Genomic DNA, 17156 nt, shown 5'->3' on the forward strand with positions numbered 1-17156 from the left:
CCACGGCACCGGAAAAGTGCCCCGGGGGTATGAAAACGGAGGAATGACGATGTCGGACAAGAGCAGTGAAACCAGCGCGCCGAAGCCCGAGGACGGAACGCCGGGCGAGGTCGGCACACCGGCGGCGCCGACAGTGAACTGGGACGACAGCCAGATGCGGACGACCTATGCCAATGTCGTCAACGCCGCGTCGACCCGCGAAGAGGTGACGTTGTTTTTCGGCACCAACCAGACCTGGAACCCTGCCAAGGCCAAGGAATTCGACGTCCGGCTGGAAGAGCGTGTCGTGCTCAACCCGCATGCGGCGAAACGGCTCTTCGTGCTGATGGGCGCGGTGCTGGCGCAATACGAAAAACGCTTCGGCGAGATCAAGCTCGAAGGCTTGCAAGCCGCCGCCGCGGCGGCCAAGGCGAACGGCGCCAAGAACTGACGCTGCCGGAGCGCTGAGCCATGAGCAAAGGTCGGGAACCGCAGGAACCAAGGCCCGATGCCGAGGTGTCGGTTCTCGAACAGGCGCTCTGGTCGCGGTTTTCCGAAGACAGGGACCTGCGCGATTTCGCGCGGGTCTGGCTGGCGCTGCAAATCCGGCAGCTGGGCCGTGTCGAACGCGCGGTGGTCGTGCTCGACACCGATGGCGGCATGACCCCGGTCGCCAACTGGCCCAAGGACAGCTGGACCGGCCAGGATCTGGCCGATGCGGTCGAAGAGGCGCTCGAGACCGAGCGCGATGTAGTGATCGCCGGCCGCATCGTGGCGAAACCGCTGGTCGTCGACGGCGAGGTCATGGGCGCCGCAGCCTTTGCCTTTCCCGGGACCGTCGCGGACGCGGGCGCCGCGATCCGTACGGTGCAGTGGGGCGCCGGGTGGCTCAATGCCGCGATCCGGCGCGACCTGTCGCTGTCGGACCGGCGCGAGCGGGCCAAGCAGGCGGCTGTGCTCGACGTGTTGGGCGCCGCGCTCGACGTGAACTCTCTGGATGCCGCGGCCCTGGCGGCTGCCACGCAACTGGCCCGGCGGCTCGATTGCGAGCAGGTGGCGATCGGGATCCTGAAACGCCAGCGCGTGCGCATCATCGCCGTCTCGGACGTAGCCGATTTCCGCATGGACACCAGCTATTCCGAACGACTGGCCCAGGCGATGGCAGAGGCGACCGACCAGGAGGGCACGGTGCTGTACCCCCGCCGCGAGGGGATGGCCTACGCAGTGAACACGCTGCACGCGGAATTGCACCGGTTGCGCGCGGACGGCGACCTGCTGACCGTGCCGCTTTTCGTGGGCGCGCGCGTGTTCGGCGCGCTGCACCTTGAAAAGGCGCGCGGCGGGCGGTTCGACGATCTGGACCTGCTGATCGCGGAAGCCACGGCCTCTGCGCTGGCGCCGATCCTGCTCGAAAAGCGCCTGGCGGACCGGTCCGCGCTGACTGTCGCCGGGGCCGGGCTCTGGCGCCAGACCGCGCGCCTGCTGGGGCCGGGCTACATCGGGCGCAAGATCGCCTTGATTGCGCTGGCGGCGGTGGTGGCGTTTTTCGCGGTGGCAAAGGGCAACTACCGCGTGCCCGCGCAGGCCGAGGTGCAGGGCCAGGTCGTGCGGTCGCTGGTGGCGCCCTACGACGGGCACGTCTCGGAACAGTTCGCGCGGGCGGGCGACGTGGTCCGCGCAGGCGCGCCGCTGGCCAGCCTGGACGAGCGGGATCTTCAGATCGAGCTGATCCGCTGGCGGACCGACCTCAGCCGGTTCCAGGGGGAATACGACCGTGCGCTGGCCGAACGCGATGCTGCCGCCGCGCGCATCGCCCTTTCGGAAATCGAACAGGCCCGCGCCAAGGCATCGCTGGTGGAATTGCAGATCGCCCGCGCGTCCCTGCTGGCGCCCTTCGACGCGGTGGTCATCGACGGCGATCTGAGCCAGTCCATCGGGCGCGCGGTGCGCCGCGGCGAAGAGTTGTTCCAGCTGGCCCCCCTCGACAGCTATCGTGTCGAGATGATGGTCGAGGACACCCAGCTTGACGATGTGTCGGTGGGGCAGGAGGGACGCATCGTCCTGTCGTCGCTGCCGGACCGCGATTTCCCGGTCGAGATCGTGCGCATCACGCCACGGCTCGAGGCGTCGGACGGCCGCAACGTGGCCGTGGTCGAAGGCCGGATGGTGGAAACCAGCGGCCAGATTCGCCCCGGCATGCGCGGCGTCGCAAAGATCGACGTCGAGGAACGCCTGCTGATCCGGATCTGGGCGCAGCCGATCATCGACTGGTTGCGGCTGGCGCTCTGGCGCTGGACGCCCTGAGGGCGCCATGGCAACAAGCTTCGAAAGCCAGAACTGGTACCGCGCCGCCCATCTGCGCCCCGCGCTGGCGCGTCGGATCGAGATCTCGCGCCAGACCTTCCGGGGGCAGGTCTGGTATGTGATCCGCAACCCGATGACCGGCAAGTTCGCCCGCATCACCGAATCCGCGCACTGGCTGGTGGCGCAGATGGACGGCACCCGAAAACTGGGCGAGATCTGGGACGCGGCCTGTGCCGAACTGGGCGACATGGCGCCGGCGCAGGACGAGCTTCTCGCGCTGATGACGCAGCTTTCGGGGCTGGGCCTGCTGCACACCGACGGCGTGCCCGATGCCGACGGGATGTCGGACCGGGCAGGGCGCATGCGGCGCCGGATGCAGGTGATGCGGTTCCTCAACCCGCTGGCGCTACGCTTTCCGCTGTTCGATCCCAACCGGATCCTTGACGGTCTCTGGCCCTTCGCACGGCCCTTCTTCACCATCTTCGGCGCGCTGGCCTACGTGGCGCTGCTGGTCGCGGGCACGGTTTCGGCCGGTCGGCACTGGGACGCGTTGACCGGCAACATCATCGACCGGGTTCTGGCGATGGAAAGCCTGATGCTGCTGGTGCTGGTCTATCCGCTGGTCAAGCTGCTGCACGAACTGGGCCACGGCTTTGCGGTCAAGAAATGGGGCGGCGAGGTGCGCGAGGTCGGGGTGATGATGCTGGTCTTCATCCCGGTGCCATATGTGGACGCCTCGGCCTCGACCGCCTTTCCGGGCAAATGGCAGCGCATCCTCGTCAGCGCCGCCGGCATCCTGGTCGAACTGGGCCTCGCCGCCGGGGCGATGCTTCTTTGGGCCGAGATGGAGGACGGGCTGGCGCGCGCGGCCTGTTTCAACGTCATGCTGATCGGCGGCGTGTCGACGCTGCTGTTCAACGGCAATCCGCTGCTGCGCTTCGACGGGTATTTCGTGGCCTCCGACCTGTTGGAGATTCCCAACCTCGGAACGCGCTCGAACCGCTACATCGGCTACCTGATCCAGCGTTACCTCTTCGGCAACACCCGCGCCAAGACACCGGTGCGCGCGCCGGGCGAAAGGGGCTGGTTCTTCGTCTACGCCATCGCGGCGTTCGCGTACCGGCTGCTGATCTCGCTTACGATTGTGATGATCGTGGCGACGCGATTCTTCATCCTTGGCGCGCTGTTGGCGATCTGGTCGGTGACCTTGATCTTCGTCGTGCCGACCCTCAAGCATCTGCGCTTTGTCGCCACGTCGCCCGCACTGCGCGGCATCCGGCACCGTGCCGTGACCGTCACCGGTCTGGCGCTGGTTCTGATCGTCGGGCTACTGGGGTTCCTGCCGGTGCCCTACAGGACCGTGGCGCAGGGCGTCGTCTATGCCCCCTACGAGGCGACGGTGCACGCGACCGAACCCGGTATCGTCGCCACGTTGCACGCGGCGCCCAACGCCCTGCTTGAACCGGGGCGGCCGATTCTGACTCTGACCGATCCATTTGCCGACTCGCGGCTCGACACCGCGCGGGCAGAGGCGCGGAAGTACCAGCTGCGCTATGAACAGGCGCTGAGCGAAAGCGCCTATGACATCCGCCTCTGGCGCGCCCAGGCGCTGCGGGCCGAGCAGGAATCCGACCAGTTGCAGGCGCGGGCGGAAGCGATGGTGCTCACCGCGCCGCGCCGCGGGGTTTTCGTGCTGCCGGAGGCGAGTGACATCGAAGGCCGGTTCCTGATGCGGGGCGATGTGGTGGGGTATCTCGTCGACCCGGGCGAGCTGGTGGTGCGCGTGGCCGTGCACCAGGAAAGCGCCGACCTCATCCGATCGCGCGCGAAGGCGGTGTCGCTGCGCACCGCCGACCGGCTGGAAGACGCACGCCCCGGCCATATCGTGCGCGAAGTGCCGAACGTCGGGCAGCGCATCGCTTCGCGCACCCTGACGACCGAAGGCGGCGGGCCGTTTGCGCTCGACCCCGAACGCGGGCCCGAGCCGCACACGCTGGAGCCGATCATGCAGTTCGACGTGGCGCCCGACACACCGCTCGACGCCGCCGCCATCGGAATGCGGGTGCATGTGCGCATCGACCACGGCGACGAGCCCATCGCCCTGCGCATCGCCCGCCGCGTGCGGCAGGTGTTTCTGAGCCGGTTCAATGTCTGACCTCTCCGCCCCCCCCACCGGCCTCGGCGCCCATGCCGCGCGTCTGCCGCGTCTGCGCGAGCTGCGCCAGATGGCCCGGGCCGGGGAGGACGACCGCCCGACCGACTGGCGCTACCACCTCACCGCCGTCTCGGACCGCGCGGTTGGGGTTCTGCGCGACCCGCTGCTACGCCTGCGCCTGCGCCAGGCCGCCGCGCGCGCCCGACGTCATGCACGCAGGCACATGGAGGGGGACGTGGCGGACCTGTCCGCAGCGCTGGCAGAGCTGGCGCCGAAGCTGCGTCAGGGCCGCGCCTTCGATGCTCGCACCTGCCGGGCGCTGGGGATCATCGCAGCCGTGATGCAGGCAACACATGGTCTTAAACCATTTCCGTCGCAGCTGATGGGGGCGCTGGCGCTTTATTCCGGCAGGCTGGTCGAGATGGAAACCGGCTCCGGCAAGACCCTGACCGCGGCGCTGGCCGCGGCACTTGCCGCGCTTGCGGGCGAGGATGTGCACGTCGTCACCGCCAACGACTACCTCGCTGCGCGCGATCATGCCCAATTCGAGCCTTTCTTTAATGCGATGGGGCTGAGTACGGGGTTGATCATGCACAGCGTGCCGCCACCCGACCGCGGGCCCTTGTACCGCGCGCGGGTGATCTATGCGTCCAACAAGGAAATCGCCTTCGACTACCTGCGCAACCGGATCGTCCTGGGCGGCGCCCGCGCGGCGGTGCGCCTGTCGCTCGAAGCGGTGAACGGTGCGGGCGCGCGGGCATTGGGGCTGACGATGAACGGCCTTCCCTTTGCCATCGTGGACGAGGCGGATTCGGTGCTGATTGACGAATGCCGAACACCTCTTATCATCTCGGAAACCGGCGCACCGGACCCGGACTGGCCCCGCGATGCCATTGCCCTGGCCGGCACGCTGGCCGAAGGCCGCGACTATACCGTGGACCGCGAACGCCGCCATGTCACGCTGACGCCGCGCGGCGAGACGCGGCTGGCAGAGGCGGGCGAGACGATGGGCGGCATCTGGCGCAACGCGGTGCGGCGCGACCATGCCGCCGTTCAAGCGCTGAGCGCCGAACATCTCTTCGTTCGGGACGAGCATTATATCGTCCGCGACGGCAAGGTGGCGCTGATCGATGAATTCAGCGGCCGGGTGGCCGAGGACCGGGCACTGGGAGACGGGCTGCAACAGATTGTCGAGGCGCGCGAATCCGTGGCTGTGACCGGGCGGCGCATCACCCGCGGGCGGATGACCTACCAGCGCTTCTTCCGACGGTACCGCCGACTTGCCGGCATGACCGGCACCGCACGCGAGGTGGCGGGCGAATTCCGTGCCGTCTACGGTCTGCAGGTGATTGCGCTGCCGCCGCACCGACGGTCGCGGCGCAAATACGGCCGCGTACGCATCTTCGCGACCGAGGACCGCAAGTGGTGCGCCGTTGCGGCGCGCGCGGCGCGGATCGCGACACAGGGCCGTCCCGTGCTGCTGGCCACGCGCACCATCCGCGCCAGCATGGCGCTTTCCGACGCGCTGACCGATGCGGGTCTCGAACACACGCTGCTGAACGCAGCGCAGGACGGCGACGAGGCCGCGATAATCGCCGAAGCAGGCCGTCCGGGGCGGATCACGCTGGCCACCAACATGGCCGGGCGCGGTGTCGACATCCAGCTGGACGACGCGGTGCGCCAGGCGGGCGGGCTGCACCTGATTTTGACCGAGCTCAACGAGGCGGCGCGGATCGACCGGCAGGTGATCGGCCGCTGCGCCCGGCAGGGCGATCCCGGCACGTGCGAGGTCTACCTGTCGCGCGACGACGGAATCGTGGAGAAATTCGGCTCGCGCCGCGCGCGGTCGTTTCTTGGCGGCTGGGTGCATCTGCGCAAGGCGCAACGCCGCGCCGAACGGCTCTTGGCGCAGGCCCGGCTCGACCTATTGCGGCACGATCTGAGCCGCGACGAACATCTTGGATTTCTCGGAGGAAGCGAATGAGAACTCGGGCCTTGTGCATGGCGGCGGCGCTGACCGTACACTCCGTGCAGACAGCAGCCGCGCAATCCGAGGTCGATTGCGTTCTAGAACCCGCGGCCCGCGTCACGATCTCGGCCAAAGCCGAAGGCACGATCCGCGAAATTCCGGTGGGGCGGGGCGATCTGGTGGAAAAGGGCGATCTGCTGGTCCGCCTCGACGCCGAACTCGAATCTCTGCAACTCGAGCTGGCCCAAGCTCGCGCAGAGTCCGATCTCGACCTACGGGGCCAGCGTGAGCGGCTGTTGCTACGGCAGAAGGAATACGACCGGGTCGAACAGCTGTCTCAGCGCAATATCGCGGCGACCAGCGCCCTGGACGATGCAGGGATCGAATTGTCGCTCACGGAATTGGCATTGGAACAGGCCAAATTTGACCGCAAGCTCGCAGCGATCGAGGTTCGCCAGGCGCAAGCTCTGCTCGACCGGCGGTCGGTGCAAAGCCCTTTGACCGGGCGGGTGGTCGCGGTCGATGCGGCAGTCGGCGAATTCGCCAACGAACAGACCAGCATCATGGAGATCGTGCAGACCGATCCTATACACGTCGAGGTTTTTGCGCCGGGCGAGCTCTTTGGACGGATCACCGAAGGCGAAATCCACGAGGTTGTTCTGATGCCGCCGCTTGATGGACGTTTCAATGCGACCGTCGCGGTCGTCGACCGGCTGTTCGACACGGCCAGCGGCACGTTCGGCGTGCGGCTGGAAATCGACAATCCCAAGTCCATTGTGCCGTCCGGGGCGCGTTGCCGGATTCTGTTCGGCGCGGGCTGACGGGGCCGCATCACAGCGCACTCGGTCCCCCATCTGCGCCGCAGCAACCGAGGAACAACTCAAAAAAGAGGTGCCTAGTCGATTGCCAGCGGAAAGATTCTGCGCTCGCGAACAGGAGTTTTTCCACAGGATGGGCGGATTTTGTTGAAGAAGTCGTGTGGAAAGAGCGGTATTCTCTGCCCGTGCTTTCAGGCGATGCGATTGGGTCCGGGCCATCACCCGTTGCGCCGCAACGAGGCCGTCATCTTACCGCTCAGCTCACGTTGCGGGCTCCTGGAATACGCACTGTGGCCGTAGCTTCGCGAGTTTTTGGAGGTTCTGGGCAATGGCGGCGAGGAGGAATTCATCCTTGGCGCCGTTTGGACCACGCAGGCGCAGCCTGCTCAGGCCGAGTATGCGCTTCAGGTGGGCAAAGAGCATCTCGACCTTCTTCCGCTTGTCGCGGGACACCTTGTAGGCATTGGTCTTACGGCATTCACGGGCGAACTCGCGTGCTTCCTCGTGGGGCTCGCGGGTCACGTATCGCGCCTCCGCTTTCAGGCAGCAAATCTCCTTGGACGGGCACACCTGGCAGGTCGCCTTGAAGGCGCGGTATTTCTTCCGCCCGCTGGGCTCCTGACCCCGGTTCGGATCAGAGTAGTTCCGGCGGAATTGTTTGAGGGCATGGCCCTCGGGGCAGATGTATTGATCGTGTGCCTCATCCCATTCGAAGTCTGATCGTGAGAAGGTCCCATCCGTCCGCTCCGACTTGTCGAGCACGGGGATGAAGGGAATGATGCTGCGCTTCTTGACCAGCCATCCGAGGTTCTCGGCATTGCCGTAGGCGGTGTCGGCCGCCAGCCAGTCGGGCCGGATCCCGAACCGCTTCTCGGTCCTGTCGAGCATGGTGCGCGAGGCACCGACTTCGGCCTGGCGGATCGCCCGCGTGGCCTCGACGTCCATGATCACCGAGTTCTTGGTGTCGATCAGGTAATTGGTGGCAAAGACACAATACGGGCGGCTTTCCTCGGCGCGGGTCCATTGCGCGGCAGGATCGGACTTGGCCACGAACTTCGGCTGGACCGGCGACGCGGCTCCGAAGGCGGCGTTATCCAGCGTCTCCAGATATTCCTGCGCCGCCCGGTTCCCGGCTGCGCGAGCGACCTGCGGGCTCCAATCCTCGGCCGGGATGGACCGGACCTTGTTCGCATCGGCAGAGATCAGGCTGGCATCAACGGCGAAGCCCTCGCCAGAAACCAGATCCTCCTTCAGACACCGCTCGACTGTAGACTCGAACACTTGCCGCAGCAGGTTGCTTTCCCGGAACTTGCCATGGCCGTAGCGCGAGAAGGTCGAGTGGTCGGGGACTTTCCCCTTTAGGCCCAGCCGGCAAAACCAGCGATAGGCCAGGTTCAGATGGACCTTATCGCAGAGGCGGCGCTTTGACCGGATGCCCATGACATATCCGATCACAAGCATCCGGATGATGAGTTCGGGATCGATGGAGGGACGCCCGAGATGGCTGTAGAACGGGCGTAGCGCGTCCCGCAGGCTGTCACCATCAAGGATCAGATTGATCACACGCAGGATGTGTTTGGCCGGGACGTGCCGCTTGACCTGCTCCCCTGAAAAGTCCTCGATTTGAGGTTAGCCTGTTCTCCAACGAAGGAGACAGACGATGAAGAGAAGCCGTTTCAGTGAAGAGCAGATCATTGGCATTCTGAAGGAGCACCAATCTGGACTGGGCGCGAAGGAGCTGTGTCGCAAGCATGGGATCAGCGATGCGACGTTCTACAAGTGGCGGTCCAAGTATGGCGGCATGGAGGTATCTGACGCGCGGCGTTTGAAGACGCTGGAGTCCGAGAACGCCAAGCTGAAGAAGATGCTCGCCGAGCAGATGATGGATGTGGTTACGCTGAAAGAGATGCTCGGAAAAAACTTCTGAGGCCCGGTTCGAGGAGAAATGCTGTGAACTGGGCCATGAAGACCAAGGGCTACAATCAGCGAAGCGCCTGTGCGCTGGCCGGGATCGATCCGCGTGTCTGTCTATCGACGGACGTCGAAGCGGCCGGCAGACACCGCGTTGCGCGCCAGGATGAAGGGGCTGGCGTCCGAACGGCGAAGGTTCGGGTATCGGCGGCTCCACATTCTGCTGAAGCGAAGGCTGGGCGGTGAACTGGAAGAAACTGTACCGGATCTACCGGGAAGAAGGGTTAACCGTTCGTAAACGGGGCGGACGCAAGCGCGCAGTGGGCACCAGGACGCCCATGGCGATCCCACAGGGGCCGAACCAGAGGTGGTCGCTCGACTTCATGTCGGACGCGCTGGAAGACGGGCGTCGGTTCCGGGTGCTGAATGTGATTGATGACTTCAGCAGGGAATGCCTGGCCGCCGTCGTGGATACCTCCATTGGCGGCGCGCGTGTCGCCCGTGAGCTGGATCGCATTGCCGAACTGCGAGGCTATCCTTGCCTGGTGGTCTCGGACAACGGGACGGAACTGACATCGAATGCGATGCTGAAATGGCAGGAAGACCGCAAGGTTGATTGGCACTACATCGCGCCAGGCAAGCCCATGCAAAACGGCCTGGTGGAGAGCTTCAACGGGCGGATGCGAGAGGAGTGCCTCAACGAGCATCTGTTTCCGTCTCTGCGCCATGCCTGCCGCATGATCGCGGCATGGCGCGACGACTACAATCAACACCGCCCGCATTCGAGCCTCGACGGACTCACCCCGCGGGAGTATCACCAACGGTCAGAAGAGGACCAAAACCTGAACAGAGCTAACCTATAAACGCGGACTCCAAGGGGAGCAGGTCACGCTCAAGATTGAACTCGTAGAACAGCTGCGCCGGAGCTTCCTGCCTGCCCATCATCCCGAAATCCTCCCATCCTCCCATAGTTGAGTGAATCGAAAGACTTGCCGAACCGCAACAATGACTTTTTCAACAGCATGGGCGGGGAGCGGACCTTCGCCGCGGTCGCGAAGGCACCTCGGTCACACCGTTGAAGCGGACATTCATCCGAGAACCACGACCGGATCCAGCCAGGTCGACACTTAGGGCGGAGAGCGGACATTCTCTGCAAATACGGAGTCGCAGGGTGCACTCGGCAGAAGCTGACATTCAGAGCAACCAGAGTTTTCTTTGCCCATGTTCAACGGTTCCTCTATCTGGTTGCCATCACAGACTGGTTCACCCGCGAGGTTCTGGCCTCGTGGATATCGAACACACTCGAAGTGGACTTTTGTGTGGAGGCGTTGAACGAAGCGATCCACCGCTTCGGCCCGTCCGAGATCATGAATACCGATCAGGCGTCGCAGTTCACGTCCTTCGCCTTGGATCGACCGTCTGAAGCGGGTCGGCACGCGGATCTCGATGGACGGCAAGGGCCGGTGTCTCGACACCGTTTTGACAGAGCGTCGATGACGTTCGCCGAAGCAAGGGTGCGTTTAGCTTCGCGCCCGGAAGACCGGATCGAAGACCAAGGCCGGCGCTGGCCGTTGGATCGCCTTCTGCAAGCAACAGCGGCCCCTTGCCGCCTATGGCGGACAACCGTCCGCCGTGGTCTGCCCGAGTCCGACCAAATCCGAATGGAAAGGACAGGGAGTAGCCTGGACGACCCCGGGAGCTGTTCCATGATATGAGAGTCCCGCGCCGGCGCGGGACATGCGGGGCGATCCGGTCTACGTCAACTCCGAACGTTCATTTCCGCGACCGTCAGCGAGGGCTAGGAATGGGACAAACCGAAAAGGAAGCCGGACCATCGAACGACGCACCTTTATTCTGAGCGTAGCCCATGTCGCGATGACCCCCAGATACGCGTTTTCGCAGGACGGCGGCGCGTGGCCGCGGTGGCGAGACCGTTTCCTGTCGGGTGATGGGCGCGTGATCGACGATGACAACGGGCGGATCAGCCATTCCGAGGGGCAAGGTTTCGGCGCCCTTCTGGCGCAGGCGCATGGCGATCGGGAGGCATTCGAACTGATCGAGGACTGGACGCGTCGCAACCTTCTTGTGCGCCAGGACAGCTTGATGGGATGGCGCTGGAACGCGTCGACCGGCGTGGCAGATGAGGATTGGCATACCGCGACGGACGGCGACCTGTTCCGGGCTTGGGCCCTGCTGCGCGCAGAGCGCGACTCCGGCTGGCCCGTAAATGCCGGCCTCTATCAAGACATTGCACGGGATATCGTGTCCCTGTGTCTGCGCCCCGACCCCCGGGCCCCCGGCTCGCCCTTGCTGACGCCCGGTGCCGAGGCGCGATCCGATCCCGACCGCATTCTGTTCAACCCGTCCTACATCATGCCGCGCGCATTGCGGGAACTCGGTCTTGCCATAGAGAAACCCGAACTGCTTGCCGCGGCCGATCACGGTGAAACGGTCCTCGCTGAACTCGCGGCGCTTCACCCTCTTCCCGACTGGATCGACGTGACCGCGACCGGCTTTGCAACGCCGGCCGAACACGCCCTGCGCTCCGGCTATGACGCGCTGCGCGTGCCGCTTTATCTGTCGTGGTCCGGGAGGCGGAGCCATCCGGCGGTTCTGCGTGGCACGGAAACGCTGATGTCGGCGTCCTTGCCGGGTCACCTTGCCGTGAACGTGACCCTTGAGGGCAAGGTGCTGGCCCAGAGCGATCAGCCTGGATATCGCGCCATCGCCGACCTTGCGCGGTGCCGCGAGGTGAAGATCAGCGCGGAACAGATGGATCGGCAGTCCTATTACCCAGCTACTTTGGGCTTGCTTGCACAGATTGCGCGCGCGGACGCTGGAGACTGCATGCCCAAATGACGCCGTTATTGGCCTGTATCGCACTCTCCGGTAGGTTGCGATCAAACACCTTAGAGTGTTTTCTGGGTGCGGTCGTCGCCATACAAGTATCGGGGCTACAATGAAGTATTCGCGTCTGCTGATCGGTTTCATCGCCATTGCGCTCGCGCTCTGGATCATCATCGGCGAACAGATGTCCGGTGCCAGCGCCAACGCTTTCGTAAACGCCCGGCTTGTCACTGTCCGCAGCGAAGTGGCGGGCACGGTCGAGATGCCTGTCCGCTCGCTCGGCTCCCGCATCGGCGAGGGGGAAAGGGTCGCCACGATCACCGACCCGCTGGTAGACCGTGTCCGCCTGAACGATCTGGTGATGGAGCGGTCCTTCCTGTCGTCCGAGGCGTTGCGCCTCGAGGCTTACCAGAAGAGCACCAATGAGATCCTTCAGTCGCTCGAGGCGCGCTCCGAGCGCTACACCGAAAATCGGCTGGAAGACCTGCGCATCCGGCTCGAACACGCCCGCGCGCGCCTGTCCCTGCTGGAAGAACAGGGCGCAGGCGACGCGACCCCAGCAACCACCGATGCCGTCAATCCCGACAACGGCAGGCTCCCCGGCGAACCGCAACTGCCGGCGCTCGCGCTCGACTATGCGCGCGAACGGGTGGAGGTGCTCGAGATCGCGCTGCGTGCCGCCGAGTCGGGCGTTTTCCTGGGCGACGGCTACAACGACGCGCCGAATGCCGAGCAGCGCGCGGTCGAGCTGCGCAGCGAGGTCGCCGCGACCGAAGCCGCCATCGCGGATGTGGAGCGTCGCAAGACCGCGGTGGACGAGCGCGTGGGTCGGGAACGGCAGCGCGTCAACGGCCTGACCGGCGGCGACATTCTGGCGCCCGTGACCGGGCTTTTCTGGGAAGTGATGGCGGCGGACGGCGAACATCTCGAACGCGGCGATCCGGTGCTCAAGATGGTCGACTGCGGATCGCTCATGGTCAACCTGTCGGTGAGCGAAGGCATCTACAACACGCTCGAAGTCGGCCAGACTGCCGAATTCCGCCCGCTCGGCGGGTCCGACGTGTTCGACGGCACTGTGACACGTCTTGCCGGTGCGGGCGCCGCCACGATCTACCGGAACCTCGCCGTCGCGCCGAGCCAGCAGCACCTGGAGCGCTACGACGTCACCCTGCTGGTCCCCGGGCTGAAGGACGATCCGGAGCTGTCCTGCGCCATCGGCCGCACCGGCCGCGTCTTCTTTGACCGCAGACCCCTCGACTGGCTGCGCCGGATATTCTGAGCCGATGATGTTCCCCCATCTCAGCGAGGTGCAGTCCAGTTTCGTCCTGATCACGCTGCTGGCGGGCTTCGGGCTGGTGCTGCCCGCCGTCGTGGACCGCACGAACGTGCTGCACCGGTGCCTCTTGCTCAGCCTCGCCGCGCTTCTCGCGGCGCGCTACGCGGTCTGGCGCATCACCGAAACCGTGGCCCCCTTCGGCCTGACCCTGGACATGCTGGCAAGCTGGTCGCTGCTGGCGCTGGAGATGCTGGCGCTGGTCGGATCGCTCAGCGCCTTCCTCATCATGTCGCGCCTCAAGCTGCGCAGCGACGAGGCCACGCAGCACGCCGGATGGTGGGGCGCGAAAAGCCCGAAGGTCTCGATCCTGATCGCCACCTACAACGAAACCCTCGATGTGCTCGAACGCACCGTGATCGGAGCGAAATCGCTGCGCCACGACAACAAGGAAGTGCTGATCCTGGACGACGGTCGCCGCGACTGGCTGCGCGACTACTGCGAGAAGCAGGGCGTGCGCTATGTGCGCCGCCCGGACAACAAGGGATCGAAGGCGGGCAACATCAACCACACGCTTGGCCTGCTGGCGCAGGATCCGGTGCCGCCGGACTTCATCGCCGTTCTCGATGCGGATTTCGTGCCACACCGGGGATTCATCTCGCGCTCCATGGCGCTGTTCCACGATCCCGAGGTGGGGCTCGTGCAGACGCCGCAGCACTTCTTCAACGCCGACCCCATCCAGCACAACATGGGGCTGAGCCGGTCCTATCCGGACGAACAGCGGTTCTTCTTCGACCATATGCAGCCCAGCCGCGACGGCTGGGGCATCGCCTTCTGTTGCGGCACATCCTCGATGGCGCGCTGGAGCGCGATCCAGGAGATCGGCGGCTTTCCCACAGAGAGCATCACCGAGGATTTCATGCTGACGCTGACCCTGCAGAACGCAGGATGGAAAAGCGTCTACTTGGCCGAGCCGCTGACCGAGGGCCTCGCGCCGGAGGGGCTCAAGGAATACGTCACCCAGCGCGCGCGCTGGTGCCTGGGGCTGATGCAGATCGCCCGGTCTTCGCTGGGTCCGCTCGCGCGCAACAATCTGCGCCTGCGCGACCGCTGGAGCGTGACGGACTCCGTCTTCTACTGGCTCACCACGTTTCCCTTCCGGATCGCAGCCATCGTGTATCCGCTGCTCTACTGGTTCGGCAACATCACCGTCGTCGACGCGCGTCTTCCTGATGTGATCAGCTATTTCGGTGCCTATTACATCTGGATCCTGATCGTGCTGAACCTCCTCAGCCGCGGCATGGTGGTGCCCATCCTCAACGACGTCAGCCAGTTGATCGGGGCCATTCCGATCAGCCGGGCGGCCATCGTCGGCCTGCTGAAGCCCAAGGGACATCCCTTCAGCGTGACCGCAAAGGGCGGCGACCGCAGCCGGATCGTGGTGCAATGGCGGATGATGGCGCCCTTCGCCGCGATGCTCCTGCTGACCCTGCTGGGCCTGACGATAGGCATATTCTCGGACCGCTTCGCCTTCAACGACGCGGGCGACGGCAAGGCGGTGGTGCTGTTCTGGACGATCTACAACCTGTTCGTGCTCAGCGTGACGATCATCGCCTGCATCGAACTGCCCCGGCGCGAACGCCACGTGGCCGACGCTCCGGAAAAGGCCGAATTCATCACCGGCGACACCCGTCGCAACCTCTGGATCACCTCGCTGAAGTCGGACACGGTGCGCCTGCGGGGCCAGCCGTTTCCCGAGGGCACGCGGGGTCACCTGCGTATCGCCGATATTGGCGACGTGGAAGGCTACGTGATCGCACGTCTGCCGGATGGGGCAAGGCTGCACCTGCTGCCGACCGACCCGCAGCGCGAGGCGCTGCTGCTGCGCTTCTACGCCGAGGACAACATGCCCGGCGTGAGCCGCGTGCGGACGGCGGCGCTCCTCGGTGACATCGCGCGGCGCCTGTCCTTCAACTCGGGGTCGTCCTGAGCTCAGTCGATGCGGCCTGACTGAAGCCGGGTCAGCGCGGCCGAAAGGCGCGCGGTTTCCCGGGTGCGCTTCAGGTCCGGAGGGTAGATATCTGCGCCGTCCGCAATTTCTTCGGAGCGCGCCGCGATCTCCTCGATTGGACGGATGAAGATCATGACGAAAGCCGCAGTCACCGTGCCCAGCACCGCCAGAAGCCCGACAACCGCGATGATCCCGGTGGTCCGCAACCAGTCCAGCCCAAGGCTGAACTGATCGCCATCGAGCCGTCCGACCATGCGCCAGCCGAAGTTCGGCAGGTCGCTGTAGGTCACCTGCGGCACCAGCGACGAGAAGTAGGTCCTGCCGTCCGGCCAGACCTCGCGCACCGCGTTCTCCGTGCCCGGAAGCGCCGCCCGCAGGATCGCAACCTCTTGAGGCGTCGGATTCGACTCCTGGGAACTCACGACGATCGAGCCGTCCGAGCCTGTGAGAAAAAGGGCCAGTCCGAGGGTTCTCGCCTGCTCCTCGAGCAGGGCCTCGGCCCAGGCGAAATTTATATGCACGGCGACGACCCCTGTGGTCTCGCCGGTGGCACCGACGACCGGAATCGCGAGGTCCACGAAACGCAGACCCCGAGGATCATCGCTCTCCAGCACGTTGGCCAGCAGCAGGGCCTCGTGCACGTCGCCTGCGAATGGCGCCTTTGCGCCGTTGCGGAACCAGGGCCGTTCAGAAACGTCCTGGCCGACGAGCAGGTCATCCGAAGCCTGCTGAACGATGCCGTTGGTGTCCGCGAAGCCGATCCAACTGATCCGGTTCGCGTCGCCGCGCATGCCATCCATCAGCCCGGTGATGCGCAGGGCGGAGCTTTCGGGAATGGCGCTCGCCAGAAATTTCAGATCGACCCAGTCATTGTGCAGGCTGCGCGCCAGGTTTTCCCCGGCCGCGGCCGTCCGGGTGCGCACAGCGCGGTCCAGTGCACTGTCCAGCAGCGCCGACGAACGGGCCGTGAAGATCAGAAAGATCACAACACCAACGAAGAGAACGCCGAGACAGACAAAGGAGTAAACCGCTCTGGCCAGCGTCAGTCTCGGGAAATCCGGGGCCGGTCGTGGCATGGAGGTCTCCTTAGAACGTGTTGATCGATATGCCGGCAAACGCCTCTTTCGATTCCAGCCGGTATCCCAGCCGCAGGCTGACCGGACCGTCCTGCAGGGTCCGTGACAAGGCGAGAGAGGTTTCGGAATACGTATCGCTCTCGCCGTGCGAGACTTCGACGGACAGATCTGGTGCTGCCAGACCAAACTGCGCCAGCACGAACCAGGACGAGTCGATGCTGTTAAGGTCGGCCAAGAGAAACACACTGCCGAAATCGGTGGGGATGTAACGCTCGGCGACGACCTTGAGGCCAAGCTCCGGGCTCTCGTCCGAGCTCTCGTCGCGAGTCAGTCCGAGCGCTGGCCCGACCTTGATCGTCGCGACGGATGTGTCGAGTGGCAATTGCCAGGTGGCACTCAGACCGTAGGTGCGCCCGCCGTCATAGCGCACCGCTCCGGCGCCGAAGGTGAACGGTCCACGCCCGAGGCTTGCCGTCGCTGAACTGGTCGATCTGGCAGCGTCAAGTTGAAAGAAAAAGCCGTCTGCCTGCGCGATGCTTGCGGGCCATGACAGTGCCAAGCCAAGTGCAATGGTGCGCAACGTCTGGGAGAACCGGTATCGGCGCGCAGCGCATTCGTTGGTTGAAATCACTTGGAAGGCATCCCCGATACAGCACGCTTTCGTGACGTCTACGCGTCAATGGATTTTCGATCAACCCAAGCGTGCAGAAACCGTCAGAAATGGGCCGCTCAGGCTATCTGACAGATACAGTTGCTAGGGGAGTTGTCCGACTTGCGGTTGACTCGAACCCCCATGCGGCCGACCCCCATCCA

The 17156-nt window shown here is 65.0% G+C and carries 11 protein-coding genes and 2 pseudogenes; 10 read left to right on the plus strand and 3 right to left on the minus strand.

Going from position 1 to position 17156, the window contains the following annotated elements; all coding sequences use genetic code 11:
- Positions 1-49: 49 nt before the first annotated feature.
- From DU478_RS16525 to DU478_RS16545, 5 genes are read left to right on the plus strand one after another with little or no spacing between them, the layout of a single operon-like run.
- Positions 50-430 (plus strand): DUF3467 domain-containing protein, encoded by a 381-nt coding sequence (locus tag DU478_RS16525; RefSeq protein WP_114512164.1) that lies wholly within the window; start codon positions 50-52, stop codon positions 428-430.
- Positions 431-450: 20 nt separating this feature from the next.
- Entirely contained in the window at positions 451-2283 is a 1833-nt protein-coding gene (locus tag DU478_RS16530) for an HlyD family secretion protein (protein ID WP_114512079.1), read from the plus strand.
- Between the two features lie 7 nt (positions 2284-2290).
- On the plus strand, positions 2291-4438 hold the full coding sequence (locus tag DU478_RS16535; protein WP_114512080.1) for a peptidase M50: 2148 nt from the start codon (positions 2291-2293) through the stop codon (positions 4436-4438).
- Positions 4431-6422, plus strand: coding sequence for a preprotein translocase subunit SecA (locus DU478_RS16540; RefSeq protein WP_114512081.1), 1992 nt, complete (start codon positions 4431-4433; stop codon positions 6420-6422). The genes DU478_RS16535 and DU478_RS16540 overlap by 8 nt, the downstream gene beginning before the upstream one ends.
- 17 nt (positions 6423-6439) lie before the next feature.
- Positions 6440-7228: an efflux RND transporter periplasmic adaptor subunit gene (locus tag DU478_RS16545; protein WP_114512082.1), complete on the plus strand. Its 789-nt coding sequence runs from the start codon at positions 6440-6442 to the stop codon at positions 7226-7228.
- Positions 7229-7486: 258 nt separating this feature from the next.
- On the opposite strand, the gene DU478_RS16550 is transcribed toward DU478_RS16545, so the two are convergent.
- Positions 7487-8848 carry an IS1182 family transposase gene (locus DU478_RS16550; RefSeq protein WP_114512083.1) on the minus strand — a complete coding sequence of 454 codons (1362 nt, stop codon included), beginning with the start codon at positions 8846-8848 and terminating at the stop codon, positions 7487-7489.
- A gap of 37 nt (positions 8849-8885) precedes the next feature.
- On the opposite strand from DU478_RS16550, the pseudogene DU478_RS16555 reads away from it, so the two are divergent.
- The 5 genes and pseudogenes from DU478_RS16555 to DU478_RS16575 all read left to right on the plus strand — a co-directional run bounded on the left by DU478_RS16555 (position 8886) and on the right by DU478_RS16575 (position 15246).
- Positions 8886-9999: pseudogene (locus tag DU478_RS16555) on the plus strand (IS3 family transposase).
- Positions 10000-10368: 369 nt separating this feature from the next.
- Positions 10369-10627: pseudogene (locus tag DU478_RS23725) on the plus strand (DDE-type integrase/transposase/recombinase); the annotation flags it as partial.
- Positions 10628-11011: 384 nt separating this feature from the next.
- Positions 11012-11995 (plus strand): glycosyl hydrolase family 8, encoded by a 984-nt coding sequence (locus DU478_RS16565; protein ID WP_158545801.1) that lies wholly within the window; start codon positions 11012-11014, stop codon positions 11993-11995.
- Between the two features lie 100 nt (positions 11996-12095).
- On the plus strand, positions 12096-13262 hold the full coding sequence (locus DU478_RS16570) for an HlyD family secretion protein (protein WP_114512086.1): 1167 nt from the start codon (positions 12096-12098) through the stop codon (positions 13260-13262).
- 7 nt (positions 13263-13269) lie between these two features.
- Complete coding sequence (locus DU478_RS16575) at positions 13270-15246, plus strand: glycosyltransferase family 2 protein (RefSeq protein ID WP_233501372.1); 1977 nt, start codon at positions 13270-13272, stop codon at positions 15244-15246.
- Between the two features lie 2 nt (positions 15247-15248).
- Here the strand turns inward: DU478_RS16575 and DU478_RS16580 are convergent, their stop codons facing one another.
- Positions 15249-16382, minus strand: coding sequence for a cache domain-containing protein (locus DU478_RS16580; protein WP_147276368.1), 1134 nt, complete (start codon positions 16380-16382; stop codon positions 15249-15251).
- Positions 16354-16974 (minus strand): hypothetical protein, encoded by a 621-nt coding sequence (locus DU478_RS16585; RefSeq protein WP_147276369.1) that lies wholly within the window; start codon positions 16972-16974, stop codon positions 16354-16356. The genes DU478_RS16580 and DU478_RS16585 overlap by 29 nt, the downstream gene beginning before the upstream one ends.
- Positions 16975-17156: the final 182 nt, after the last annotated feature.

The sequence above is a fragment of the Thalassococcus profundi genome, from assembly GCF_003344785.1.
GTDB lineage: Bacteria > Pseudomonadota > Alphaproteobacteria > Rhodobacterales > Rhodobacteraceae > Puniceibacterium > Puniceibacterium profundi.

Coding starts and splice junctions, on each gene's coding strand:
- DU478_RS16575 (WP_233501372.1), top strand. CDS start 13,270: ATGTTCCCCCATCTCAGCGAGGTGCAGTCCAGTTTCGTCCTGATCACG.
- DU478_RS16545 (WP_114512082.1), top strand. CDS start 6,440: ATGGCGGCGGCGCTGACCGTACACTCCGTGCAGACAGCAGCCGCGCAA.
- DU478_RS16525 (WP_114512164.1), top strand. CDS start 50: ATGTCGGACAAGAGCAGTGAAACCAGCGCGCCGAAGCCCGAGGACGGA.
- DU478_RS16540 (WP_114512081.1), top strand. CDS start 4,431: ATGTCTGACCTCTCCGCCCCCCCCACCGGCCTCGGCGCCCATGCCGCG.
- DU478_RS16570 (WP_114512086.1), top strand. CDS start 12,096: ATGAAGTATTCGCGTCTGCTGATCGGTTTCATCGCCATTGCGCTCGCG.
- DU478_RS16530 (WP_114512079.1), top strand. CDS start 451: ATGAGCAAAGGTCGGGAACCGCAGGAACCAAGGCCCGATGCCGAGGTG.
- DU478_RS16565 (WP_158545801.1), top strand. CDS start 11,012: ATGACCCCCAGATACGCGTTTTCGCAGGACGGCGGCGCGTGGCCGCGG.
- DU478_RS16535 (WP_114512080.1), top strand. CDS start 2,291: ATGGCAACAAGCTTCGAAAGCCAGAACTGGTACCGCGCCGCCCATCTG.